The following is a 24123-nucleotide window of genomic DNA, read 5'->3' on the forward strand; positions in this document are numbered from 1 at the left end:
ATCATCCAACGAATCGGGCGTCGGACACAGCGCCCGACGCCCGACTCCCATATAAATCACATGGGTCCATTGTCTGAACTTCAGACCCTCTGGCCCCAAGAATCCGAGGTCAGAGCAGCATCAGAACACCTGAGCATCGGACCATCGGAACGGCAGAACAAACGGCAGAACATCGGAACGGCAGAGCGTCAGGACGGCGGGCCGGGCCGTCAGAACGGCAGGCCTGGGATGCCGCCGCCCAGGCCCTGGGTCAGCGGGCCCATGCGCTCGGCCTGCATCTTCTGCGCGGCCTGGTTGGCGTCGCGGACGGCTGCCAGGACCAGGTCGGCCAGGGTCTCGGTGTCCTCCGGGTCCACGGCCGCCGGGGCGATGGTCAGCGCCACCAGCTCACCGGCTCCGGTCACCGTCGCCTCGACCAGGCCGCCGCCCGCCGTACCGTTCACCTTCGTCTCGGCCAGCTCCTGCTGGGCCTTCGCGAGATCCTGCTGCATCTTCTGCGCCTGCTTCAGCAGCTGCTGCATGTTGGGCTGGCCACCACCGGGGAACACGGCTGTCTCCTTGCTGTCACGGCTGTCTTGCGGTGCTTCGTGCGTCATCGCCGAGCCTACGTGCTGCGTGCCGCACGGGCCCCGGATCGGGGCCCGCATCAGGGGCGGCTCAGGGGCGGCTCAGGGGCCGTGGCCCGGCTTCGGGTCCGCGGCCCGGCTCAGGAGCCCTGGTGGTGGATCTCCTCCAGCACCGTCGCCCCCAGCTCGCGGATGATCAGCTCCTGGCCGGAGAACACGTCCTCCTTGAGGTCCGGGTCGTCCGCCTCCGGGATGTCGTCCTCCGGGGCCACCGACCGCACCGGCGGGCGCGGTGCGGCCGCCACGGGCGGCGGGGCCTGCGCCGGCGCGGGCTGCGCGGGCGGAGCCTGGACGGGCGTCGGCGCGGCCTGGACCGGCGCGGCCTGCACGGGCGCCGGGGCGGGCGCGGGCATCGACGGCGCGACGGCCGCCGGACGCGCCGGGGCTCCCCAGCCGCCACCGCCCTGGGCACCACCGGACAGCGCACCACCGGACGGCGCGCCGCCGCCCGGGCCCCCGGCACCGCCGGACGGGTCGATGATGCACTCGACCCGCCAGTCCACGCCCAGGGCGTCGGCCAGCGCCGAGCGCAGCACCTCGTCGCTGTTGCTGCTGACGAAGCTGTCCCGGGCACCGGCGTTGATGAAGGACACCTGGAGCACGCTGCCGTCGAAACCGGCCACCTGGCCGTTCTGGCTGAGCAGGATCCAGGTGAAGCGGCGGCGGTTCTTCACCGCCTCCAGGATCTGCGGCCACAGCTGCCGGACCTGCGCGGCGCCCTGCTGCGCGGCAGCCGACGGCTGCCCGCCGGGGGCCGCCGCCTGGGCGGGAGCGGGTACGGGGGCGGCCGGAGCCGGGGCGGGGGCCGGAGCGGCCTGCGGCGGCGCGGCGGGCGCGGGGGCACCACCGGCGGGGGCGCCGGCGGGCGGGAAGCTGCGCGGGATCGGCCAGGCGCCCGGCGCCGGCCCGGCGGGCGCGGCAGCGGGCGGCGGAGCCTGCACGGGTGCGGGCTGCGCCGGCATGGGCTGCACCGGCGGCGCCACGGGGGCGGGGGTGGGTGCCGTCGGCGCCTCTGCCATCGGGGCCGGAGCCGCCATCGGCGCCGCCATTGGGGCTGCCATCGGCGCGGCGAACCCGCCCGCCGTCGCCCGCCGCTCCAGCTTGTCCAGCCGGGCCTGCAACGACAGCTCGTCGCTGTACGCACCCGGCAGCATCACCCGGGCGCAGATCAGCTCCAGCTGGAGCCGGGGCGCCGAGTTGCCGCGCATCTCCGTCAGCCCCGTGTTGACGATGTCGGCGGCCCGGCTCAGCTCCGCCGCGCCGAACGCGTCCGCCTGCGCCTGCATCACCGCGACCCGGTCGGCCGGGGCGTCGATCAGCCCCTTCTCCCCCGCGTCCGGCACGGTGGCCAGGATCACCAGGTCGCGCAGCCGCTCCAGCAGGTCGGTGACGAAGCGGCGCGGGTCGTGCCCGCCCTCGACCACCCGGTCGATCACCTGGAACACCGTCGCCCCGTCGTGCGCGGCGAAGGCGTCCACCACCTCGTCCAGCAGCGCGGAGTCCGTGTACCCGAGCAGCGCCGTGGCCATCTGGTACGTGACGCCGTCCTCGCCGGCCCCGGCCAGCAGCTGGTCCATGACCGACATCGAGTCACGCACCGACCCGGCGCCGGCCCGGACCACCAGCGGGAACACGGAGTCCTCGACCCGGATGCCCTCCCGGCCGCACACCTCCGCCAGGTAGTCGCGCAGCGTGCCGGGCGGGACCAGCCGGAACGGGTAGTGGTGCGTCCGGGACCGGATCGTCCCGATCACCTTCTCCGGCTCGGTGGTCGCGAAGATGAACTTCAGGTGCTCCGGCGGCTCCTCGACCACCTTGAGCAGCGCGTTGAAGCCGGCCGAGGTCACCATGTGCGCCTCGTCCAGGATGAAGATCTTGTACCGGCTGTGCACCGGCGCGAAGAACGCCCGCTCGCGCAGCTCCCGCGCGTCGTCCACGCCACCGTGCGAGGCGGCGTCGATCTCGATCACGTCGATCGACCCGGGCCCACCGGTCGCGAGGTCCCGGCAGGACTGGCACTCTCCGCAGGGCGTCGGCGTCGGCCCCTGCTCACAGTTGAGGCAACGGGCCAGGATGCGCGCGCTCGTCGTCTTGCCACAGCCACGCGGCCCGCTGAACAGGTACGCGTGGTTGACCCTGTTGTTGCGCAGGGCCTGCTGGAGCGGGGCGGTCACGTGCTCCTGCCCGATGACCTCCGCGAAGGTCTCGGGGCGGTAGCGGCGGTACAGGGCTAGGGACACACCACCGACGATATCGGGACGGACCGACAAACGCGTCGCCCCTCACTCCCCGGCGGCCCCCGGGAACGCAAAGACCCCCCGTGCACCCGCCAGAGCCCTCCTACCCTTGCTGCCTTCCGGCCCTGGGGGGGTTCAGAGAGATGACGCCACACGAGGGGCTGACCCCCACACTACCGGATCCCCGCCCCGACGATCCACAGGCAACCCCCGCCCTCCCACCTGCGAGACAGGTGGTCGCGACCACCCCAAAACATGTACTAAGCTCTCCCTCGGAGGATTCGCCTAGAGGCCTAGGGCGCACGCTTGGAAAGCGTGTTGGGGGCAACCCCTCACGAGTTCGAATCTCGTATCCTCCGCCTTCACGAAGGCCCGGACCGCTTCACTGCGGCCCGGGCCTTCGTCGTTCCCTCGTTCTTGGAACTCTGATTCGCCCACGTGCCGGCCCGGTGGGGAGCCGCCTCGCGTGCGGTTGGCCCTTCCACGGCACCTGCGCCCACGGCGACGACCCTGTCCCAAGGCCCCGGCCAGTGGGCGCGCTCTCCGTGCTTCCATGGATGTGTGGTCCTTTATGTCGGCACCTCGGGCTGGCAGTACGACGACTGGCGTGACGTCCTGTACCCGCCGGGGACGCCGCGGCGGCTCTGGCTGGAGGAGTACGCCCAGCTGTTCTCCACGGTGGAGAACAACAACGCCTTCTACCGCCTGCCCCCGGCGGAGACCTTCGCCGCCTGGCGGGAGCGGACCCCGGAGGGGTTCGTGATGGCGGTCAAGGCGAGCCGTTACCTCACGCACATCAAGCGCCTGCACGACCCCCGGGAACCGGTGCAGCGGCTGTTGTCGGCCGCCGAGGGGCTGGGCTCGCGGCTCGGACCGGTTCTGCTCCAGCTCCCACCCACACTGCGGGCGGACGTCGACCTCCTCGACGACTGCCTTGGCTGCTTCCCGGCCGGAGTGAGGGTGGCCGTCGAACCGCGCCACGACTCGTGGTGGGTGCCGGAGATCCGGGCGGTGCTCGAACGGCGCGACGCCACCCTCTGCTGGGCGGACCGGCGGGGACGCCCGGTCACACCGCTGTGGCGGACGGCCGGCTGGGGCTACCTTCGCTTCCACGCCGGCCTGGCGCAGCCGCCACCCCGGTACGGCCGGCAGTCACTGGCCACCTGGGTGGCGAGGGTCGCCGAGGCCTGGCCGGATCAGGCCGACGTGTACGCGTACTTCAACAATGACCTCGGCTGTGCGGCTCCCTTCGACGCCATCGCCTTCGCCCGCGCGGCCGCCAGGGTCGGCCGGACGGTGAGCCGCACGCCGCAGGACCTGACGGCGAGGCAGGCATGATCCGCAATCGGCTGATCGTCTCCGGTGAGGTCCAGGGCGTGTACTTCCGTGACACCTGCCGGAGCACTGCGCGGGAGCACGGCGTGGCCGGCTGGGTGCGCAATCTTCCCGACGGAACGGTCGAGGCCGTGTTCGAGGGCGAGGCCACATCCGTCGAACAGCTGGTCGCGTGGGCACACCACGGCCCGTACGCGGCCGTGGTGGACCGGGTCCGCGTCCACGAGGAGGAGCCCGAGGGTCTCGTGGGCTTCGAGATCCGCCCGACCCCCTGGACCGGATAGGCGCCGCCTCGAAGCCATTCCGGCCCGCTGATCGGTCGGCGCGGCCGGTCGGTCCGAAGTTGACGCCTCGTCAGACCTGGAGCTGCCGCGCCGCGCGGCAACGGCACGTGGCGGCGGGTCAGTTGGTGCGGATCCATTGGTCGGTGGTGCGCTGGACCGAACCGTCCGCCGCGTAGGTGGTGTAGCTCCTGACCGCGGAGCCCGGCTTCGCCAGGACGCCGTACCAGTGGAGTGTGGAGTCCCCGACCGCGATCGGCACCGCCTCGGTGGAGCCGCCGGTCTCCCAGGTGATCCCGATCTTCGCCACCTCGGGCCTGACCGCTCCGATCACCACGGGCGGGAGGCCGGACTTCGCGCCGTGCTTGAGGCCCAGTGCCGCGGCCACGCCGCCGACGCCGCCGTACGGCCCGCCCGGCTCGTTGACCACGTACAGGGCGTCGTCCGCCTGCCGCTCGCCGTCCACGGTGTAGTAGACGTTCGCGAGGTCGTAGTGCCCGACCCAGTTGCCGTCGCCGTCCCGTGGGATCAGCGATCCCGGGTTCGGGTTGGCGGGGAGCCGCTCCGCGCGCATCAGCTGGTCCTGCTTGAGGGCGTCCTGCTCGGTGGCCGGGGACGGCCATTCGGCGACCCAGGCCTGCCAGGTGCGGCCGTTCAGGCTGCCCTCGCCGATCTTGGCGCGGATCGGGGTGAACGGGTCCCGCGCGGCCCCGGGCACGGTGCCCGGGGCGGGCTGCGCGGGCGAGGCCGGCCCGGCGGTGGCGGCGGCCGAGGGCGCCGGAGTCGAAGGCGCCGCCACGGCCACGGTCGGGACGGTCCGCCGACCGCCCCCGCCGAGCGCCGCCGTGCCGCCGGCGACTCCGACGACCAGCGCCGCCGCCACCCCGCCGGTCAGCAGCCGCCGGCGCCGCAGCCGGCGCCGCCCCCCGGCCACCAGCCGCTCGTACGGCACCTCCCCGGCCTCGACGCTGTCGGCCAGGTCGCTCAGCCCCCACGAGGCCGCGGCCTCCGCCCGCGCCCCGCTCCCGCTCCCGCGCTCGTTCCCGGGCATGGACTCCGTGCTCATCTGCTACCTCCGATGCTGGCCAGTTCGTTGAGTGAGGAGGCCGCCCGCAGCTTGGCCAGGCCCTTGGCCGCCTGGCTCTTCACCGTGCCGACCGAGCAGCCCATGGCTGCCGCCGTCTGGGACTCGCTGAGGTCCTCCCAGTACCGCAGCACCACGGCCTCGCGCTGGCGCGGCGGCAGGGCGGCGAGCGCGGCGAGCAGCACGGCCCGGTCGTCCGGGTCGGGTCCGCCGGGCGCGGGCCGGTCGGGGAGGGCGTCGACCAGGTGCTCGGTCAATCTGCGCCGGAACCGCCGGGCGTGCTCGTTGATGAGTATCCGGCGCACGTAGGCGTTCGGGTCGTCCGCGGCGCGGACCTTGTTCCAGTGGACGTAGGCCCGCTCCAGCGCCTGCTGGACCAGGTCCTCGGCGCCGTGGCGGTCCCCCGCCAGCAGGTACGCCGTCCGCAGCAGCCGTGACCACGCGCTGCCGGTGAACGTCCGGAACTCCTCGTCCCGAACGGTCTTGTGGGCTCCCATGAGCACCTCCTCGCACCTCCAGAGCCCGCAGCCCCGGCCGACCGTTGCCCGCCGTCCGCGACCGCCGTCCGCGACCGGCACCCCGACCGGCGCTCTCGGGCGGGCACTCCCGACCGAGCACTCCCGGCCGGCACTCGCGAGCGGGCATTCGCGATCGGCCGCCGACGGCTGTGACACTGGAGGGGCTCGAAAACCGAGGTGCGCTCCGCCGTGCCTCCTTGCGAACCTAGAGGGATGCCCGCAGTGAGTTCTCCCGCAGTCCAGTCCGCCGCCGCACCCGCCGAGGGCCCCGGAATCGGTGAGCTGGCCGCCCGCCTGCCCGAACTGACCCTGCGCGACCAGGTGCGGATCGGGCGCCGGCTGGAGGGGGCCCGCCGGGTCCGCAAGGCCGAGGCGCGGCAGAAGATCGCGGCCGAGATCGCCGCCGACATCGACCGCGCCGAGCTGGTGGTCGAGCGGCGCCGGCAGGCCGTCCCGAGGATCGGCTATCCCGCCGAGCTCCCGGTCAGCCAGAAGAAGGACGAGATCCTGGCCGCGATCCGGGACCACCAGGTGGTGATCGTCGCGGGTGAGACCGGCTCCGGCAAGACGACCCAGATCCCGAAGATCTGCCTGGAGCTGGGCCGCGGCGTGCGCGGCCTGGTCGGCCACACCCAGCCGCGCCGGATCGCCGCCCGGACGGTGGCCGAGCGGGTCGCGGAGGAGCTGGACAGCCCGCTGGGCGAGGCGGTCGGCTGGAAGGTCCGGTTCACCGACCAGGTCGGCCAGGACACCCTGGTCAAGCTGATGACGGACGGCATCCTGCTGGCCGAGATCCAGACCGACCGCGACCTGCACCAGTACGACACCCTGATCATCGACGAGGCGCACGAGCGCAGCCTCAACATCGACTTCATCCTCGGCTACGTCAAGCAGCTGCTCCCCCGCCGCCCGGACCTCAAGGTCGTGATCACCTCCGCGACCATCGACCCGGAGCGCTTCGCCCGGCACTTCGGCGACGCCCCGATCATCGAGGTGTCCGGCCGCACCTACCCGGTCGAGGTCCGCTACCGCCCGATCGTCGACGAGGCCGACGACGAACAGGACGAGGCCGACCGCGACCGGGATCAGATCCAGGCGATCTGCGACGCCGCCGAGGAGCTCCAGGCCGAGGGCCCGGGCGACATCCTGGTCTTCCTCTCCGGCGAGCGCGAGATCCGCGACACCGCCGACGCCCTCGGCCGGCTGAAGCTGAAGAACACCGAGATCCTGCCGCTGTACGCCCGGCTCAGCTCGGCCGAGCAGCACAAGGTCTTCCAGCGCTCGCGCAGCCGCCGGATCGTGCTGGCCACCAACGTGGCCGAGACCTCGCTGACCGTCCCCGGCATCAAGTACGTGATCGACCCGGGCACCGCCCGGATCTCCCGCTACAGCCACCGCACCAAGGTGCAGCGGCTGCCGATCGAGGCGATCAGCCAGGCCAGCGCCAACCAGCGCAAGGGCCGCTGCGGCCGCACCTCGGACGGCATCTGCATCCGGCTCTACTCGGAGGAGGACTTCCTCTCCCGCCCCGAGTTCACCGACGCCGAGATCCTGCGCACCAACCTGGCCTCGGTGATCCTCCAGATGACCGCGGCCGGCCTCGGCGACATCGCCGCCTTCCCGTTCCTGGACCCGCCGGACTCGCGCAACATCAAGGACGGCATCCACCTGCTGCACGAGCTGGGCGCGCTCGACCCGGACGAGAAGGACCCGCGCAAGCGCCTCACCCCGCTCGGCCGCAAGCTCGCCCAGCTGCCGGTGGACCCGCGGATGGCCCGCATGGTGCTGGAGGCGGACCGCAACGGCTGCGTCCGCGACGTCATGGTGATCGCCGCCGCGCTCTCCATCCAGGACCCGCGCGAGCGCCCGGCCGAGAAGCGCCAGGCCGCCGACGAGCGGCACAAGCGGTTCAACTCGGAGACCTCCGACTTCCTCTCCTACCTGGCCATGTGGCGCTACGTCCGGGAGCAGCAGCGGGAGCTCTCCTCCTCGGCCTTCCGCCGGATGTGCAAGGCCGAGTTCCTCAACTACCTGCGGATACGGGAGTGGCAGGACATCTACGTCCAGCTGCGCACCGTCGCCAAGCAGCTCGGCGTCACGATCGAGGAGCCGCACCCGGACGCCGAGCCGGACGCCGACCGGATCCACCAGTCGCTGCTGTCCGGCCTGCTCTCCCACATCGGCCTGTACGACGTGGAGAAGCGCGAGTACGGCGGCGCGCGCGGTGCCCGCTTCGCGGTCTTCCCGGGCTCCGGCCTGTTCAAGAAGCCGCCGCGCTGGGTGATGTCGGCCGAGCTGGTGGAGACCTCCCGGCTGTGGGCCCGGATCAACGCGAAGATCGAGCCCGAGTGGGTCGAGCCGCTGGCCGGCCACCTGATCAAGCGCAGCTACAGCGAGCCGCACTGGGAGAAGAAGGCCGGCGCGGTGCTGGCCTACGAGAAGGTGACCCTCTACGGGATGCCGATCGTCGCCCAGCGGAAGATCAACTACGGGAAGATCGACCCGGAGCTCTGCCGCGAGCTGTTCATCCGCAACGCGCTGGTCGAGGGCGACTGGGAGACCCACCACCGGTTCTTCGCCGAGAACCGCAAGCTGCTCGGCGAGGTCGAGGAGCTGGAGAACCGGGCCCGCCGCCGGGACATCCTGGTGGACGACCAGACCCTGTTCGACTTCTACGACGCCCGGCTGCCGGAGGACGTGGTCTCCACCCGGCACTTCGACTCCTGGTGGAAGAAGGCCCGGCACGAGCAGCCGGACCTGCTGAACTTCGAGAAGTCGATGCTGATCAACGACGCCGCGGACGGCGTCACCGAGGCCGACTACCCGGACCACTGGCAGCAGGGCAAGCTCCGCTTCAAGCTGACGTACCAGTTCGAGCCGGGCAGCGACGCGGACGGCGTGACCGTGCACATCCCGCTGCCGGTGCTCAACCAGGTCACCTCGGAGGGCTTCGACTGGCAGATCCCCGGTCTGCGGGAGGAGCTGGTCACCGCGTACATCAAGTCGCTGCCGAAGGCGATCCGGCGCAACTTCGTCCCGGCGCCGGACTTCGCCAGGGCGGCGCTGCGCGCGGTGAAGGACCGCCAGGAGCCGCTGCTCCCGGCCCTGGAGCACGCCCTGAAGCGCCTGACGGCCGTCACCGTGCCGCCGGAGGCCTGGGACGACGAGCGGATCCCGGAGCACCTCAAGGTGACCTTCCGGGTGGTGGACGGACGCCGCAAGCTCGCCGAGTCCAAGGACCTGGAGGAGCTGCGGCTGAAGCTCAAGCCCAAGCTCAAGGAGACGCTCTCCTCGGCCGCCTCCGGCCGCGGCATCGAGCAGAGCGGGCTGACCGCCTGGCCGGCCTCGCTGCCGGTGCTCCAGCGCACCTTCGAGCAGCGCTCGCGCGGCCACTCGATGCGGGCCTACCCGGCGCTGGTGGACGAGGGCCAGTCGGTCGGCGTGAAGCTCTTCGACACCCCGGAGGCCCAGGCGCAGTCGATGTGGGAGGGGACCAGGCGGCTGCTGATGCTGACCACCAACTCCCCGGCCAAGTCGATCCAGGGCCGGCTGGGCAACCAGGCGAAGCTGGCGCTCTCGCACAGCCCGCACGGCTCGATCGGCGCCCTGTTCGAGGACGTCGTGGCCGCCGCGACGGACCGGCTGATGACCCTGGCCGGCGGCCCGGCCTGGGACGAGGCGGCCTTCGGCAAGCTGCACGACAAGGTCCGCGCGGACCTGTACGACCTGTCCGCGGACACCACGTTGAAGACGGCCACCGCGCTGATCGCCTTCCACAAGGCCTCGACCCGGCTGAAGACGGTGAGCAGCCCGGTGCTGCTGAACGCGGTGAACGACGTCCGGCTGCACCTGGCCTCGCTGGTGCACCCGGGCTTCGTGACGGCCACCGGCTGGCAGCGGCTGCCGGACCTCAAGCGCTACCTGCTGGCGGTGGACCGCCGGCTGGAGGCGCTGCCCAACCACCCCCAGCGGGACGCCCAGCAGCTGCTGAAGGTGCAGCAGGTGCAGCAGGCGTACGGGGAGCTGCTGGCGGCGGTGCCGGCCGGGCACCAGCCGTCCGCCGAGGTGCGGGCGATCCGCTGGATGATCGAGGAGCTGCGGGTCAGCTTCTTCGCCCAGTCGCTGGGCACGCCGAGCCCGGTCTCGGAGAAGCGGATCATGAAGGCGATGGAGGCGGCGCGGGCGACCCTGTGACCGGCGCGGGCGGCCCGCCCGGCCCGGGCGGGCGCCGGGCGGGGCCGTGAGCTGCGGTGGGCCTTCAGGAGCCAGTTCGACCTGGGGGCCCACCATGGGCTACGATCTGTCTTGTTCGCAGCGCGGCAAGCGAGTGAACGAGATCAGGAAAACCTGGTCCCGTGGAGCAGTTGGTTAGCTCGCCACCCTGTCAAGGTGGAGGTCGCGGGTTCAAGTCCCGTCGGGATCGCCGCAGTGCGAGAGGCCCGGAACCGTCAGGTTCCGGGCCTCTCGCTTTTGACCGCCAGGCGCTTTTACTCCGACTAGGTCTAGACCACAAGTGACGGAGAGCGTGACAGTCGTCACGCATCACTCCTCGAACAGGGCCCTTCGGAACCCCCGCCGGAACCTCGTTAATTTAATATGTAAAATTGTACAGTATTCACTGTAAATCCCCCCCACCTCACGCGCATCAAATCGTTATCCGGAGTTCAACATTCCGACTCGTTGGCCGCCATCGAACACCTTCGCGCGGACACGACAAAGGGGCCGCTTACCGGACCCGGCGGAGTCCGGTAAGCGGCCCCTTTAAAGAGCCTTTGGCCTATCAGGCCTCAGTGCGCTGAGCGGGAATCCCGGCCAGCAGAGCGCGCACCTCCGCCTCACGGTAACGGCGGTGACCGCCGAGCGTGCGGATCGACGTCAGCTTGCCCGCCTTGGCCCAGCGGGTGACCGTCTTCGGGTCAACGCGGAACATGGTGGCAACCTCTGCCGGCGTCAGCAGCGGCTCGGCGTCAGGGGTACGAGCGGTCATGAGCGGCCTCCTCGGGAGAACCGAACCAGGGCGGTTCTATCCTTCAAATTCTGCACCTTGGCCCGCGATGCCCGAAATGGCATAGACGGGCCGAGTCGGTTATAGGACGAACGGCTTGTCCTGGTGTCTACAACTACACCATCCGTCCAGCCCTATCGACCAAACCGCCAAAATTGACCCCTCACGGGTTCAAGGCCGACGGATGGCGATGGACCACCCCATAACGGACAGTCACGCAAGGGTGACATCCGGTTACGAAGGGATCAGACCCTCCGTTTCCCCCCAAAGCACGCATCGACTCCAGAACCACCCAAAAGTGGGCACCCGCACGCGAAGTTGGGCCGGTTGTCCCATTTTTGCACATAGGGGTAAGTTCGCGTCAACGGTGAGTAGTGTCACGTTCGACAGGTATTGACCCGAACCAGGACCTTGGTCATCAGGGCTCCGGTCCCTAAGTCCTCTGACAGTCATACACGCGCGGTCGGACGTCAGTTCGCGTGCCGCAGGGCCAGCACCCGGTTCCACCGCACCGTCAGTTCCCCGTACGCGCGCAGCGCCCCGGCGGTGTCCCCCGCCCGCAGGGCGCGCAGCCCCTCCTCCAGCTCCCCCGCCGAACGGTCCGCCAACAGCCGTTCGGGACCCAGCAGATGCACCAGCCCCCCGTAGTCCAGTTCCACCAGCGAGCGCGGGTGGAACTCCTCCAGCCAGCGCCCGATCCGCTCCGCCCCCCGCACCAACTCCCCCTCCGGCACCGCCTCGCGGAGCGCCCGCAGGGCCCGCGCCACCCGTCGGCGGGCCTGCGCCATCGGCACCAGGTAGAACAGCGCCGCCGGCCGGCCCCGCTCCCCCGCCACCCCTTCCGCGCCGTCCGCCGCCTCCGCGCCCTCCGGCACGAAGCAGCGGTCCTCGTCCCCGAACGGCAGGAACCAGCGCACCGGCACCTCCCACCGGCTGGTCAGGATCCACGGCCGGGCGTCCGGGTGGTCGGCCCGCCAGCGCTCCCGGTCCGCCTCGGCGGCCGCCCGGGCCACCGGCGGCAGCGCGGTGTCCAGCAGCGCCACCGGCGCCCCGGCCCGCAGCTCCTCCAGGGCCTGCCAACTGCGCAGCCTGGTCGCCCACGGGCAGACGTACAGTACGCCGTCCACCACCCGCAGGTACGCCCGGCCGCTCTCCTTCTCGGGCAGCGGCCTGGGCGTGCGGGCGGCCAGTTCGGCGAGCGCCTCGCGCTGCTCGGCGAGCGCCGCCGCCACCGGCTGGGCCGGCTCCGCGGCGTCCGGCCCGTGCTCCGCCGCCCAGGCCTGCCAGCGCGACCGCTCGGGCTCCGGATAGGCGGACAGCGGCTCGTAGACCCGCAGGTGGGCGGCGTAGGGCGGTTGTACGGAAGTGCGTACGACGGTCACGTCCTGCATGGTCGCACGCGCCGCCCGGTGCCGGGAGGGCGCGCTCCGAACCGTTCGCGACCGCGGCCGCGCCGCTCCCCGTCTCACTCCTCGGACGTCCGGGCCCGGCTGGGGCAAGGCCGCCGACCGGCGGCCCGCGCGCGACTAGTCTTCGCCCTAGGCGCCCGCACCACAGCAGCGGGCCTTCGATACTGGAGTCACCACAGTGACCGACGTACAGTCCTCCGCCACGCACCCCGCATCCGGCGTGCTCAGCAGGATCTTCCGTACCGAACAGGACGGCGCCCCCGGCGACGGCCACGAGCAGGTCGTCCTCTGCCACGACCGCGGCTCGGGCCTCAAGGCGATCATCGCCATCCACTCGACCGCGCTGGGCCCGGCCCTCGGCGGCACCCGCTTCTTCCCGTACGCCTCCGAGGAGGCGGCCCTGGAGGACGCGCTGAACCTGTCCCGCGGGATGTCCTACAAGAACGCGCTGGCCGGGCTGGACCTCGGCGGCGGCAAGGCCGTCATCATCGGCGACCCGAACAAGGACAAGAACGAGGCGATGCTCCGGGCCTACGGCCGCTTCGTCGAGTCCCTGCGCGGCCGCTACATCACCGCCTGCGACGTGGGCACCTACGTCCAGGACATGGACGTCATCGCCCGGGAGACCGAGTTCGTCACCGGCCGCTCGCCCGAGCACGGCGGCGCCGGCGACTCCTCCATCCTGACCGCCTTCGGCGTCTTCCAGGGCATGCGCGCCACCGCCCAGGCCCGCTGGGGCCAGCCGACCCTGCGCGGCAAGCGGGTCGGCGTCGCGGGCGTCGGCAAGGTCGGCCACTACCTGGTCGGCCACCTGGTCGCGGACGGCGCCACGGTCGTCGTCACCGACCCCTTCGAGGCGGCCGTCAACCGGGTGCGCGCGGCCCACCCGGAGGTGGAGGTGGTGGCCGACACCACCGCCCTGCTCCAGGCCAAGCTGGACGTCTACGCCCCGTGCGCCCTCGGCGGCGCGCTGACCGACCCCGTCGTCGCCGCGCTGGGCGAGTTCGGCACCTCGATCGTCTGCGGCGCGGCCAACAACCAGCTGGCCCACCCGGGCGTCGAGAAGGACCTGGCCGACCGCGGCATCCTCTACGCGCCGGACTACCTGGTGAACTCCGGCGGCGTCATCCAGGTCGCCGACGAGATCGACGGCTTCAACTTCGAGCGGGCCAAGAACAAGGCGACGAAGATCTTCGACACCACCCTGGAGATCTTCACCCGGGCCGCCGCCGACGGCGTCCCGCCGGCGGTCGCCGCCGACCGCCTGGCCGAGAAGCGCATGCGCGAGATCAGCGCCCTGCGCACGGTGCTGCTGCCCACCGCCCGCCGCGCCTGATCCGGCCCGCGAACGGACCCGTGGTGCGCGGGGGGACTCCACCGAGGCCCCCCGCGCATCACGATGTGGAACCGGATTCTCACTTCTCCGCCCGAACGGGTGATCCGAGGACCCCCTAGGGGGGATAATCGATCCCGGAACGACGGAGCCAAGCCACCACCGAACAGCGCGCAAACCGCCGCAAAACCTCCGCTGACCTGGGAAGACCCGGTCGCGGACGCGGTCGGTGCGCGCCACGTCACACCGACGACGTACCGTCCGGCGGCGGAAACAGGTACCGTTAATGCTCCAGGGGACGGCTTCTCCACTTCGGGCAGGCCGATCCCGAACATGAACACGTGTCAGACTCGGGGCCGTGAGCCCCGCCGTTGAGGGGGTCGACCCATGGGGCGCGGCCGGGCCAAGGCCAAGCAGACGAAGGTCGCCCGCCAGCTGAAGTACAACAGCGGCGGCTTCGACGCTAACCGTCTGTCCAACGAGCTGGGCGTATCGCCGTCCACCGCCTCGATCGAGCCGGAGCCGATCGAGGAAGAGGACGACGACGACCCGTACGCGGAGTACGCAGCCCGCTACGGCGGCCTCGATGACGAGGACGACAACGAGCCGGGCCCCGGGTCCTCGCAGGCCTCCCGCCGCTCGTAACCGAGCAGTCCCGCCGGACCGGTCCGGGCGCCCAGAGCGCCGGGCCGGTCTTCGGCGTTCCCTCGGCCCGGTCCGTGGCCGTCCAGGGCCGCCCGGCCACCTGACGCGGCCCCACCGGCCGCCGCGGTGGCGCGAGAGGGCCCCTCCGGTGCTCCGGAGGGGCCCTCTCGTCGTACCCGGGCCGATCAGCTCGCCCGGAAGCCCTCGTAGGCGTTGTAGAGGGCCGCGCCGCCCTCGTGCTCGTCGGTGCGCTCGACGATGTCACCGAGCAGCCAGGACTCCACGCCGCGGTCCTCCAGGATCGACAGCACGACGTCCACCGAGTGCGGCGGGACGACCGCGACCATGCCGACGCCCATGTTCAGCGTCTTCTCGATCTCCAGGGTGGCCACCTTGCCGACCTCGGCCACGGTCTGGAAGACCGGCAGCGGGGTCCAGGTGCCGCGGTCCAGGCGGGCGTGCAGGCCGTCCGGGATGACCCGGGCCAGGTTGGCCGCCAGGCCGCCGCCGGTGACGTGCGAGAAGGCGTGCACCTCGGTGGCGCGGGTGAGCGCCAGGCAGTCCAGCGAGTAGATCCGGGTCGGCTCCAGCAGTTCCTCGCCGAGGGTGCGGCCGAACTCCTCGACCTTGCGGTCCAGGCTCCAGCCGGCCTCGTTCAGCAGCACGTGGCGGACCAGGGAGTAGCCGTTGGAGTGCAGGCCGGAGGCGGCCATCGCGATCACCACGTCGCCGGCCCGGACGCGCTCCGCGCCGAGCAGCGCGTCGGCCTCCACCACACCGGTGCCGGCGCCCGCGACGTCGTACTCGTCCGGGCCCAGCAGGCCCGGGTGCTCGGCGGTCTCGCCGCCGACCAGGGCGCAGCCGGCCAGGGCGCAGCCCTCGGCGATGCCCTTGACGATCGAGGCGACCCGCTCCGGGACGACCTTGCCGACGCAGATGTAGTCGGTCATGAACAGCGGCTCGGCGCCGCACACCACCAGGTCGTCGACGACCATGCCGACCAGGTCGTGGCCGATGGTGTCGTGCTTGTCCATGGCGGCGGCGATGGCCACCTTGGTCCCCACGCCATCGGTGGCCGAGGCCAGCAGCGGCCGCTCGTAGTTCTTGAAGGCGGACGCGTCGAAGAGGCCGGCGAAGCCGCCGAGACCGCCGACCACCTCGGGGCGGCTCGCCTTCTTCACCCACTGCTTCATGAGCTCGACGGCGCGGTCGCCCGCCTCGATGTCGACACCGGCGGCGGCGTAGGTGGCGCCGTTCTGGTTGGAGGTCACTGCGTGCGGCCCTTTCGGGTCAGGTGGGGGGTTGGAACAGCGGTGGGGTCCCGGTTCGCGGGACCCCACCGTGGGTTCTTACGGGCGGCGCAGCGCGTCGGCCGCGCCCGCCCCGCCGAGCAGCGACTGGACGCCGTCCAGGTCGCTGCCGCTGGTCGGCTTGCCGCGGACGGCCGGCTGCTGCTGGCCGCCCTTGATCTCGGCCTCCAGCAGGAGCTTGCCGAGCAGCGCCGGGTCCGGCAGCTCCATCGGGTACTCGCCGTCGAAGCAGGCCCGGCAGAGCTTGTCCTTGGGCTGCTTGGTGGCCTCGATCATGCCGTCGATCGAGATGTAGGCGAGGGAGTCGGCGCCGAGGGTGCGGCCGATCTCCTCGATGGTCATGCCGTTGGCGATCAGCTCCGCGCGGGTGGCGAAGTCGATGCCGAAGAAGCAGGGCCACTTCACCGGCGGCGAGGAGATCCGGATGTGGACCTCGGCGGCGCCCGCCTCGCGCAGCATCTTCACCAGCGCGCGCTGGGTGTTGCCGCGGACGATCGAGTCGTCCACGACCACCAGGCGCTTGCCGGCGATGACCTCGCGCAGCGGGTTGAGCTTGAGCCGGATGCCGAGCTGGCGGATCGTCTGGCTGGGCTGGATGAAGGTGCGGCCCACGTAGGCGTTCTTCACCAGGCCGGAGCCGTAGGGGATGCCGCTGGCCTCGGCGTAGCCGATCGCGGCGGGGGTGCCGGACTCGGGCGTGGCTATCACCAGGTCGGCCTCGACGGGGGCCTCCTTCGCCAGGCGGCGGCCCATCTCCACGCGGGAGAGGTGCACGTTGCGGCCGGCGATGGCGGTGTCGGGGCGGGCCAGGTAGACGTACTCGAACACGCAGCCCTTGGGCTTGGCCTCGGCGAACCGGGAGCTGCGCATGCCGTTCTCGTCGATGGCGATGAGCTCGCCGGGCTCGACCTCGCGGATGAAGGAGGCGCCGCAGATGTCCAGCGCCGCCGTCTCGGAGGCGACCACCCAGCCGCGCTCCAGCCGGCCGAGCACCAGCGGGCGGATGCCCTGGGGGTCGCGGGCGGCGTAGAGGGTGTGCTCGTCCATGAAGACGAGCGAGAAGGCGCCCTTGACCGCGGGCAGCACGACCTTGGCCGTCTCCTCGATGGAGAGGTCCGGGTGGCCGGCCAGCAGGGCCGTCACCAGGTCGGTGTCGTTGGTCGCGGCGGTCCGCCCGGAGCGCGAGACGTGCTCCTCGCCGGGCAGTTCGGCGACCATGGCCGCCAGTTCGGCGGTGTTCACCAGGTTTCCGTTGTGCCCGAGGGCCAGCGAACCGTGCACGGTCGCCCGGAAGGTCGGCTGGGCGTTCTCCCAGACCGAGGAACCGGTGGTCGAGTAGCGGGCGTGTCCGACGGCGATATGCCCGTGCAACGACCCCAGCGAGGCCTCGTCGAAGACCTGGGAGACGAGTCCCATGTCCTTGAAGACGAGAATCTGGGAGCCGTTGCTCACTGCGATGCCCGCGGATTCCTGACCGCGGTGCTGCAGGGCGTAAAGGCCGAAGAACGTGAGCTTGGCGACCTCCTCGCCGGGAGCCCAGACACCGAAGACGCCGCAAGCGTCCTGGGGGCCTTTCTCGCCGGGAAGAAGATCGTGGTTGAGTCTTCCGTCACCACGTGGCACGCCTTCGAGTCTAGGGCAGCTGACCAGGGCTTCCGGAACCCGGGACTGCCGCTTCGTCCGGTGACGGCGGGTTAACGCGCGTAGACAAAACCCCTTACGGGGCGGGGATTTCGGGTGGGGGAGATTCCCGCGGGTGGCGGTTGGCCTTGTGGTTCGCGCCCGTTGGGGAGTCGGGTGCGCACGGCGGCGGTCGCCCGGGCCGGGCGGAACGTGAGCCTGCTCACCCGGGGTTCTTCCGCCCGCCGGCCGCCCGTCGCCCGGCCGTCGCCCGCCGGTTCCGGCCCGACCGCCACAGCCCGACCGCCACAGCCGACCGACGCCGCCCGGACGGCCCGTGGGGCCCCGGACCTCAGGCCGCGGGCAGCAGCAGTCCCCAGGCGGCCGGGTGCACCGTCCAGGTCCGGGCGCGGACCGGGCCGACGGGGTGGCCGTCGGCCTCGTAGCCGAAGCCGCGGCCGACCACCGAGACGCTCGCCGCCCGGGCCCGCACCCTGGCTCCGGAGGCGTCGACCACCACCTCCAGCTCGCCCGAGCCGTGCGAGGCGCCGGACGGGAGCGTGACCTGGACCAGCCGGACCGGCCGGTGGACGTCGGCGAGCAGCCGGCCGTCGGCCTCGACCCGCACCCGGGAGCCGTGGTCGGAGCCGTCCGACGTGAGTGCGTTCGCCTGCTCGGCCGCAGCCAGTTTCGCCCATAGCGAACGCCAGCCACCCGCTCGGCCCACCGGCCGACGGGTGCTCCCCCCGGTGATCCGCACCCCTCCCAGCGCCACCCCGCCGCCGTCGTCGACCAGCAGGTCCAGCCGGCGCGGCGCGCCCGACAGCACCGCCCGCGCGGCCCGGACCGGTTCCTCCGGCACGCCGAGCGCGCGGGCCGCCAGCAGTTCCTGCGAGCGACCGACCGGAACCATCCCCACCGGTTCGGTGCCCAGCTCACGCTGGCGATGCAGCGCCTGGAGCACCCGCTGGAGCGCGAGATCGGAACCGATCACGACCGGTCGCCTCCGGCCCCGGTGCGAAAGCACCCGGTCGAGCTCGGAAGGGCTCTCCGGAAAGACCACCTTGACGTCCGCGCCCCCGCAGAGCACGTCCTTCGCGATCCGCACCGACTCGCCGTCGGTCTGCCGGGCCACCGGGTCGAGGAGCAGCAGGAGCGGCTCCGGGCCGCCGGTAGCAGGCGTGGACAGGGACGACACGACCGGTCCTTCCTCAGGTAATCTCTCGGTGCAAGAGCCCCTTGCGCCATTGCGCCAGGGGCTTCGTCTATCTCGGGGCAGACTGCGGCCTACGCAGGATGCCCCAACCGGAAGGGGTGTACGCCTGTGCCGGCACTCGTGCTCGTTGGCGCTCAGTGGGGAGACGAGGGCAAGGGGAAGGCCACCGACCTCCTCGGTGGCTCCGTCGACTACGTGGTCCGCTACCAGGGCGGCAACAACGCCGGTCACACGGTGGTCATCGGCGACCAGAAGTACGCCCTGCACCTGCTCCCTTCCGGAATCCTCAGCCCGAACGTGACGCCGGTGATCGGCAACGGCGTCGTGATCGACCCGGCCGTGCTGCTCTCCGAGCTGGCCGGCCTGAACGACCGCGGCATCGACACCTCGAAGCTGCTGATCTCGGGCAACGCCCACCTGATCACCCCGTACCACCGGACCCTGGACAAGGTCACCGAGCGCTTCCTCGGCAAGCGCCGGATCGGCACCACCGGCCGCGGCATCGGCCCGACCTACGCGGACAAGATCAACCGCGTCGGCATCCGGGTCCAGGACCTGTTCGACGAGTCGATCCTGCGCCAGAAGATCGAGGCGGCGCTGCACGACAAGAACCAGATCCTGGTCAAGCTCTACAACCGCCGCACCATCCCGGCCGACCTGGTGGTCGAGGAGTACCTGGGCTACGCGAAGCAGATCAAGCCGTTCCTCGCCGACACCACCCTCGTCCTGGACGAGGCGCTGAAGGCGGACAAGGTCGTGCTGCTGGAGGGCGGCCAGGGCACCCTGCTCGACGTCGACCACGGCACGTACCCCTTCGTGACCTCGTCGAACCCGACCGCGGGCGGCGCCTGCACCGGCGCCGGCATCGGCCCGACCAAGATCGACCGGGTCATCGGCATCCTCAAGGCCTACACCACCCGCGTCGGCTCCGGCCCGTTCCCGACCGAGCTGCTGGACGAGGACGGCGAGGCGCTGCGCCGGATCGGCGGCGAGCGCGGTGTCACCACCGGCCGTGACCGCCGCTGCGGCTGGTTCGACGCCGTCATCGCGCGCTACGCGACCCGGGTCAACGGCCTCACCGACTTCTTCCTCACCAAGCTCGACGTGCTGACCGGCTGGGAGCGGATCCCGGTCTGCGTCGCGTACGAGATCGACGGCAAGCGGGTCGAGGAACTCCCCTACAACCAGTCGGACTTCCACCACGCCAAGCCGGTCTACGAGACGCTGCCGGGCTGGAGCGAGGACATCAGCAAGGCGAAGACCTTCGCCGAGCTGCCGAAGAACGCCCAGGCGTACGTGAAGGCGCTGGAGGAGATGTCGGGCGCGCCGATCTCGGCCATCGGCGTCGGCCCGGGCCGCGACGAGACGATCCAGATCAACTCGTTCCTCTGAGCCGGAGCCCCAGCGCTTCGAGGGCCCCGCGGGATCCGTCCCGCGGGGCCCTTCGCGTTCCCCGTTCGGAAGTTTTGCACTAGTGCAGATATCGATTGCATCTAGTGCGAAGTGGGGATACGTTCGGATCATGACCGCGAAGCTCCCCTCCCCCGTCACCCTCCCCGGCCGCCACATCCGCCTGGAGCCGCTGGAGCGCCGCCACCTCGCCGACCTCTGGGCCACCGTCGGCTCCGAGCCCGAGGTCTGGCGCTGGACCATGCACCTGCCGCCCGCCTCGGAGCAGGAGTTCGGCGCGATCCTCGACGCCCGCGTCGCGGAGGAGGCCGCCGGCGGATCGGTGAACTTCGCCGCCGTCGACCTCGGCAGCGGCCGGGCCGTCGGGGTTACCGGCTACCACGACTTCAGCGCCCGGGACGAGTTCCTGGAGATCGGCGGCACCTGGTACGCCCGCTCGGTCTGGCGCACGGCCGTCAACACCGAGGCCAAGCTGCTGCTGCTCACCCACGCCTTCGAGGACCTCGGCATGGGCCGCGTCTTCTGGAAGACCGACGCCCGCAACGAGCGCTCCCGCACCGCCATCCAGCGCCTGGGCGCCCAGTACGAGGGCACCCACCGCCGCCACCGCCTGCGCCCCGACGGCACCTGGCGCGACAGCGCCTACTTCTCGATGCTCGCCGACGAGTGGCCGGCCGCCAAGTCCCGCCTGACGGAACGGCTCACCCGGGGCTGAGGCGGGGGCGGACGCCGGGCGGGGCTACGTACGCTCGCCCGGGGCCGGACGGCCGGTGGCGAACTCGGGTTTGGCGGGGCGGGGTTCACAGGCCTGGATGTTCACCAGCCAGACCAGCCAGCCGACGAAGAGGACGGCGAGCAGGAGCGCCGAGAGCACGGCGACGAGGAGGGTGTTCACCGGGACGCGGGAACGCGGTGGCGGGGGAGGCGGAGAGGCGTGGGGAGGGGCATGGCTGTCTCCGGTCGGTGATTTCGGGTGTCACGACCATGCGTCTGACGACTGTTTAGACAACAACATGTCAGCGAGTGACACGGACGACCATAGGGTCAAGGTGCCAGAGTTGCTACCGAGCAGGAAGACGTTCACTCCATCGTGGGGTATCCCCGGTTTGGGTAGCTAGGGCCGGGTGTGCGCGGCACACTTCACCGGAAGCATCGACGCAGCCGCGACCCGGAGAAGAGAGTCATGCCACCCCGCTTGTCGCCGACCGTGCGCCAGCAGCGCCTCGGGATCGAGTTGCGCAGGATGCGCGAACGAGTGGGCGTCACGCCCAAGAGCCTGGCCGCCACCATCGGCACCGACCTGCCCAAGATCTCCCAGATGGAGAACGGCAAGTCGGGCATCAGCGCCGAGCGGCTCCGGATCTGGGCCCGCACCTGCGACTGCGAGGAAGGCCCGTACCTGGACGCGCTGCTGGCGATGACGCAGGACCGGCGCAAGTACTGGTGGGACGGCTTCCGCGGCCGGCTGCCGAACGCGATCATCGACATCGCGGAGATGGAACACCACGCGTCCTCCCTGTCCATCCTCAACAGCACCTTCATCCCCGGCCTGCTCCAGACCCCGGAGTACGCCGCCGCGGTCTTCGAACGGCTCCCCCCGCAGTACCGGCAGGAGGCGGACGTCCGGAAGGCGTTCCGGATCCGGCGCCAGCAGATCTTCGTCGACCAGCCGAAGCCGTACAGCGCGTTCCTCCACGAGTCGGCGCTGCGCATGCAGTTCGGCGGTCCGGACGTGCTGCGCGACCAGCTGCGGAGCCTGCTGGAGAACTCCGAGCGGCCCGGGGTGGAGATCCGGGTGATCCCGTTCAGCGTGCCCACCTACACCGGCTCCGGGGAGAGCCTCTACCTCGCCCGCGGACCGGTCCCGGAGCTCGACACCGTCCAGATCGACCTCTCCCACGGACCGAAGTTCGTACACACCCAGGCCGAACTGGCCTCCTACCGCCGGATCAAGGAGGAGACCGCGAGGATCGCACTCGGGACGGACGAGTCCAGGGACTTCATCCGCGCCCTGCTGAAAGACTTCGCATGAGTACCTGGCGCAAGGCGACGGCCAGCGGGGAGAGCACCGACTGCGTCGAAGTCCGGGCGGCGGGCGAGCTGGTGGAGATCCGCGAGTCGGACCGGCCCGAGGTCGTCGTGCGCACCACGCCGCGCAAGTGGGCCGCCTTCGTCCGCGGGGTGAAGTCCGGGGAGTTCGACGGCTACGGCGACTTCACCCGGCCCTGACGTCCGGCCCCACCCTTCCCACGGCGCTAGGCTGGCAGCCCACAGTGACCCCTGCGCCTGGCACGGCCCTCCGGGTGGGGTGCGCGTGCGGGAGAAATCGGAGCATCCGAGGATGGCTCGGCACCTGATCACCAGCGCCCTTCCGTACATCAACGGGATCAAGCACCTGGGCAACATGGTCGGGTCGATGCTCCCGGCGGACGTCTACGCCCGCTACCTGCGCCGCCGCGGCCACGAGGTGCTCTTCGTCTGCGCCACCGACGAGCACGGCACCCCCGCCGAACTGGCCGCCCAGGAGGCCGGGTTGCCGGTCGCCGAGTTCTGCGCCCGGGCACACGCGGCACAGAAGGCGGTGTACGACGGCTTCGGGCTCTCCTTCGACCACTTCGGCCGCAGCTCCTCCCCGCAGAACCGGGAGATCACCCAGGAGATCGCCCGAGAGCTCCAGCGCAACGGCTTCATCGAGGAGCGCGCCGTCCGCCAGGTGTACTCCAACGCCGACGGCCGCTTCCTGCCGGACCGCTACATCGTCGGCACCTGCCCGCACTGCGGCTACGACAAGGCGCGCGGCGACCAGTGCGAGAACTGCACCCGGGTGCTGGACCCGACCGACCTGCTGGAGCCGCGCTCGGCCATCAGCGGCAGCTCCGACCTGGAGGTCCGGGAGACCAGGCACCTGTTCCTGCTCCAGTCGAGGCTCACCGAGGAGGTCGAGGGCTGGATCGCCGCCCACGGCGACGACTGGCCGGTGCTGGCCTCCTCGATCGCCCGCAAGTGGCTCACCGAGGGCCTCCAGGACCGCTCGATCACCCGCGACCTGGAGTGGGGCGTCCCGGTGCCGGCCGACGTGTGGCCCGAACTGGCCGCCGAGGGAAAGGTGTTCTACGTCTGGTTCGACGCCCCGATCGAGTACATCGGCGCCACCAAGGAGTGGGCGGACGCGGCTCCGGCCGGGCAGCCGAGAGACTGGGCGTCCTGGTGGTACGACGTCGACGAGAGCGTCCGGTACACCGAGTTCATGGCCAAGGACAACGTCCCGTTCCACACCGTGATGTTCCCGGCCACCCTGCTCGGCTCGCGCCGCCCGTGGAAGAAGGTCGACTACGTCAAGGCCTTCAACTGGCTGACGTACTACGGCGGGAAGTTCTCCACCAGCCAGCGGCGCGGTGTCTTCACCGACGTCGCACTGGAGCTGCTGCCCGCCGACTACTGGCGCTACTTCCTGATGGCGCACGCCCCCGAGTCGGACGACTCCAGCTTCACCTGGGACCTGTTCGCCTCGGTGGTCAACAAGGACCTCGCCGACACCCTCGGCAACTTCGTCAACCGGGTGCTCTCCTTCAGCCGCAAGCGCTTCGGCGACGAGGTCCCGGGCGGCCACCCGGTGGGCGAGCCCGAGCGGCGCCTCGGCGAGCAGGTCGCGGGCCTCCTCTCCGAGTACGAGGCCCAGTTGGACGCCCTCAGCTTCCGCAAGGCGGCGCAGGCGCTGCGCACGCTGTGGAGCGCCGGCAACGCGTACCTCGACGAGAAGGCGCCCTGGCTCCAGGTGAAGACCGACCCGGACGCGGCGGCGCTGACCCTGCGCACGGCGATGAACCTGATCCGGCTGTACGCGGTGGTCTCCGAGCCGTTCATCCCGACCGCGGCGGCGGCGATGCGCGCGGCCTTCGCGCTGCCTGCGGACGCGCCGGGGGCCACCCTCGACTGGGTCGGCCCGGAACGGGCGCGGGCGCTGGACCTGGTGCCGGCCGGGACGGCGTTCACGGTGCCGCCGGTGCTGTTCGCGAAGATCACGGACGAGGACCTGGCGGCCTGGACGGAGCGTTTCGGCGGCTCGGCGGACTGAGCGGCCGGTGGGGCTGGGG

Annotated in this window: 20 protein-coding genes, 2 tRNA genes and 1 other RNA gene; 12 read left to right on the top strand and 11 right to left on the bottom strand. The window is 71.5% G+C overall.

Annotated features, from left to right (window positions below):
* Positions 1 to 209 precede the first annotated feature (209 nt).
* The 3 genes from ACZ55U_RS19435 to ffs all read right to left on the bottom strand — a co-directional run bounded on the left by ACZ55U_RS19435 (position 210) and on the right by ffs (position 3029).
* Positions 210 to 548 (bottom strand): YbaB/EbfC family nucleoid-associated protein, encoded by a 339-nt coding sequence (locus tag ACZ55U_RS19435; RefSeq protein ID WP_465527364.1) that lies wholly within the window; start codon positions 546 to 548, stop codon positions 210 to 212.
* Between the two features lie 158 nt (positions 549 to 706).
* A complete protein-coding gene (locus tag ACZ55U_RS19440) occupies positions 707 to 2866 on the bottom strand; it encodes a DNA polymerase III subunit gamma and tau (RefSeq protein ID WP_465527365.1) in 2160 nt (719 codons plus the stop codon).
* Positions 2867 to 2932: 66 nt separating this feature from the next.
* An RNA gene (gene ffs / locus ACZ55U_RS19445) (signal recognition particle sRNA small type) lies at positions 2933 to 3029 on the bottom strand.
* Between the two features lie 108 nt (positions 3030 to 3137).
* Here ffs and ACZ55U_RS19450 point away from each other — a divergent pair.
* The 3 genes from ACZ55U_RS19450 to ACZ55U_RS19460 all read left to right on the top strand — a co-directional run bounded on the left by ACZ55U_RS19450 (position 3138) and on the right by ACZ55U_RS19460 (position 4482).
* Positions 3138 to 3222, top strand: a tRNA-Ser gene (locus tag ACZ55U_RS19450).
* A gap of 202 nt (positions 3223 to 3424) precedes the next feature.
* On the top strand, positions 3425 to 4201 hold the full coding sequence (locus ACZ55U_RS19455) for a DUF72 domain-containing protein (protein ID WP_465527366.1): 777 nt from the start codon (positions 3425 to 3427) through the stop codon (positions 4199 to 4201).
* Entirely contained in the window at positions 4198 to 4482 is a 285-nt protein-coding gene (locus ACZ55U_RS19460; RefSeq protein ID WP_465527367.1) for an acylphosphatase, read from the top strand. The genes ACZ55U_RS19455 and ACZ55U_RS19460 overlap by 4 nt, the downstream gene beginning before the upstream one ends.
* Positions 4483 to 4600: 118 nt before the next feature.
* On the opposite strand, the gene ACZ55U_RS19465 is transcribed toward ACZ55U_RS19460, so the two are convergent.
* Complete coding sequence (locus tag ACZ55U_RS19465; protein WP_465527368.1) at positions 4601 to 5545, bottom strand: hypothetical protein; 945 nt, start codon at positions 5543 to 5545, stop codon at positions 4601 to 4603.
* Positions 5542 to 6060 (bottom strand): SigE family RNA polymerase sigma factor, encoded by a 519-nt coding sequence (locus ACZ55U_RS19470; RefSeq protein WP_465527369.1) that lies wholly within the window; start codon positions 6058 to 6060, stop codon positions 5542 to 5544. Before ACZ55U_RS19470 ends, ACZ55U_RS19465 begins: the two co-directional genes overlap by 4 nt.
* Positions 6061 to 6294: 234 nt before the next feature.
* On the opposite strand from ACZ55U_RS19470, the gene hrpA reads away from it, so the two are divergent.
* Complete coding sequence (gene hrpA, locus ACZ55U_RS19475) at positions 6295 to 10275, top strand: ATP-dependent RNA helicase HrpA (RefSeq protein WP_465527370.1); 3981 nt, start codon at positions 6295 to 6297, stop codon at positions 10273 to 10275.
* Between the two features lie 155 nt (positions 10276 to 10430).
* Positions 10431 to 10504 (top strand) — tRNA-Asp (locus ACZ55U_RS19480).
* Positions 10505 to 10861: 357 nt separating this feature from the next.
* On the opposite strand, the gene bldC is transcribed toward ACZ55U_RS19480, so the two are convergent.
* Both bldC and ACZ55U_RS19490 read right to left on the bottom strand, forming a co-directional pair.
* Positions 10862 to 11068 (bottom strand): developmental transcriptional regulator BldC, encoded by a 207-nt coding sequence (gene bldC / locus ACZ55U_RS19485; protein ID WP_014137253.1) that lies wholly within the window; start codon positions 11066 to 11068, stop codon positions 10862 to 10864.
* A 488-nt stretch (positions 11069 to 11556) separates the two neighbouring features.
* Positions 11557 to 12468: a DUF8083 family protein gene (locus ACZ55U_RS19490; protein ID WP_465527371.1), complete on the bottom strand. Its 912-nt coding sequence runs from the start codon at positions 12466 to 12468 to the stop codon at positions 11557 to 11559.
* Between the two features lie 205 nt (positions 12469 to 12673).
* Here ACZ55U_RS19490 and ACZ55U_RS19495 point away from each other — a divergent pair, with 205 nt between their 5' ends.
* Complete coding sequence (locus ACZ55U_RS19495; RefSeq protein ID WP_465527372.1) at positions 12674 to 13831, top strand: Glu/Leu/Phe/Val dehydrogenase dimerization domain-containing protein; 1158 nt, start codon at positions 12674 to 12676, stop codon at positions 13829 to 13831.
* Between the two features lie 384 nt (positions 13832 to 14215).
* Complete coding sequence (locus tag ACZ55U_RS19500; RefSeq protein ID WP_465527373.1) at positions 14216 to 14473, top strand: DUF3073 domain-containing protein; 258 nt, start codon at positions 14216 to 14218, stop codon at positions 14471 to 14473.
* 185 nt (positions 14474 to 14658) lie between these two features.
* Here ACZ55U_RS19500 and purM read toward each other — a convergent pair whose 3' ends face one another.
* The 3 genes from purM to ACZ55U_RS19515 all read right to left on the bottom strand — a co-directional run bounded on the left by purM (position 14659) and on the right by ACZ55U_RS19515 (position 18601).
* Positions 14659 to 15744, bottom strand: coding sequence for a phosphoribosylformylglycinamidine cyclo-ligase (gene purM / locus ACZ55U_RS19505; RefSeq protein WP_465527374.1), 1086 nt, complete (start codon positions 15742 to 15744; stop codon positions 14659 to 14661).
* Positions 15745 to 15822: 78 nt separating this feature from the next.
* Positions 15823 to 17406, bottom strand: coding sequence for an amidophosphoribosyltransferase (purF, locus tag ACZ55U_RS19510; RefSeq protein ID WP_465527375.1), 1584 nt, complete (start codon positions 17404 to 17406; stop codon positions 15823 to 15825).
* A 349-nt stretch (positions 17407 to 17755) separates the two neighbouring features.
* Positions 17756 to 18601 carry a diacylglycerol kinase family protein gene (locus ACZ55U_RS19515; protein WP_465527376.1) on the bottom strand — a complete coding sequence of 282 codons (846 nt, stop codon included), beginning with the start codon at positions 18599 to 18601 and terminating at the stop codon, positions 17756 to 17758.
* Between the two features lie 126 nt (positions 18602 to 18727).
* Between ACZ55U_RS19515 and ACZ55U_RS19520 the strand changes: the two genes are divergently transcribed.
* Together ACZ55U_RS19520 and ACZ55U_RS19525 are read left to right on the top strand one after the other, a co-directional pair.
* Positions 18728 to 20011: an adenylosuccinate synthase gene (locus tag ACZ55U_RS19520; protein ID WP_465527377.1), complete on the top strand. Its 1284-nt coding sequence runs from the start codon at positions 18728 to 18730 to the stop codon at positions 20009 to 20011.
* Between the two features lie 130 nt (positions 20012 to 20141).
* On the top strand, positions 20142 to 20744 hold the full coding sequence (locus ACZ55U_RS19525; protein ID WP_465527378.1) for a GNAT family N-acetyltransferase: 603 nt from the start codon (positions 20142 to 20144) through the stop codon (positions 20742 to 20744).
* Positions 20745 to 20768: 24 nt separating this feature from the next.
* Here ACZ55U_RS19525 and ACZ55U_RS19530 read toward each other — a convergent pair whose 3' ends face one another.
* Positions 20769 to 20924 carry a hypothetical protein gene (locus tag ACZ55U_RS19530; protein ID WP_465527379.1) on the bottom strand — a complete coding sequence of 52 codons (156 nt, stop codon included), beginning with the start codon at positions 20922 to 20924 and terminating at the stop codon, positions 20769 to 20771.
* 288 nt (positions 20925 to 21212) lie between these two features.
* On the opposite strand from ACZ55U_RS19530, the gene ACZ55U_RS19535 reads away from it, so the two are divergent.
* From ACZ55U_RS19535 to metG, 3 genes are all read left to right on the top strand, one after another.
* Positions 21213 to 22061: a helix-turn-helix domain-containing protein gene (locus tag ACZ55U_RS19535; RefSeq protein WP_465527380.1), complete on the top strand. Its 849-nt coding sequence runs from the start codon at positions 21213 to 21215 to the stop codon at positions 22059 to 22061.
* Positions 22058 to 22258, top strand: a complete 201-nt coding sequence (locus ACZ55U_RS19540) for a DUF397 domain-containing protein (protein ID WP_380694067.1) — start codon at positions 22058 to 22060, stop codon at positions 22256 to 22258. The genes ACZ55U_RS19535 and ACZ55U_RS19540 overlap by 4 nt, the downstream gene beginning before the upstream one ends.
* A gap of 112 nt (positions 22259 to 22370) precedes the next feature.
* Positions 22371 to 24104 carry a methionine--tRNA ligase gene (gene metG / locus ACZ55U_RS19545; RefSeq protein WP_465527381.1) on the top strand — a complete coding sequence of 578 codons (1734 nt, stop codon included), beginning with the start codon at positions 22371 to 22373 and terminating at the stop codon, positions 24102 to 24104.
* Positions 24105 to 24123: the final 19 nt, after the last annotated feature.

The organism is Kitasatospora sp. NPDC034533 (assembly GCF_055575155.1).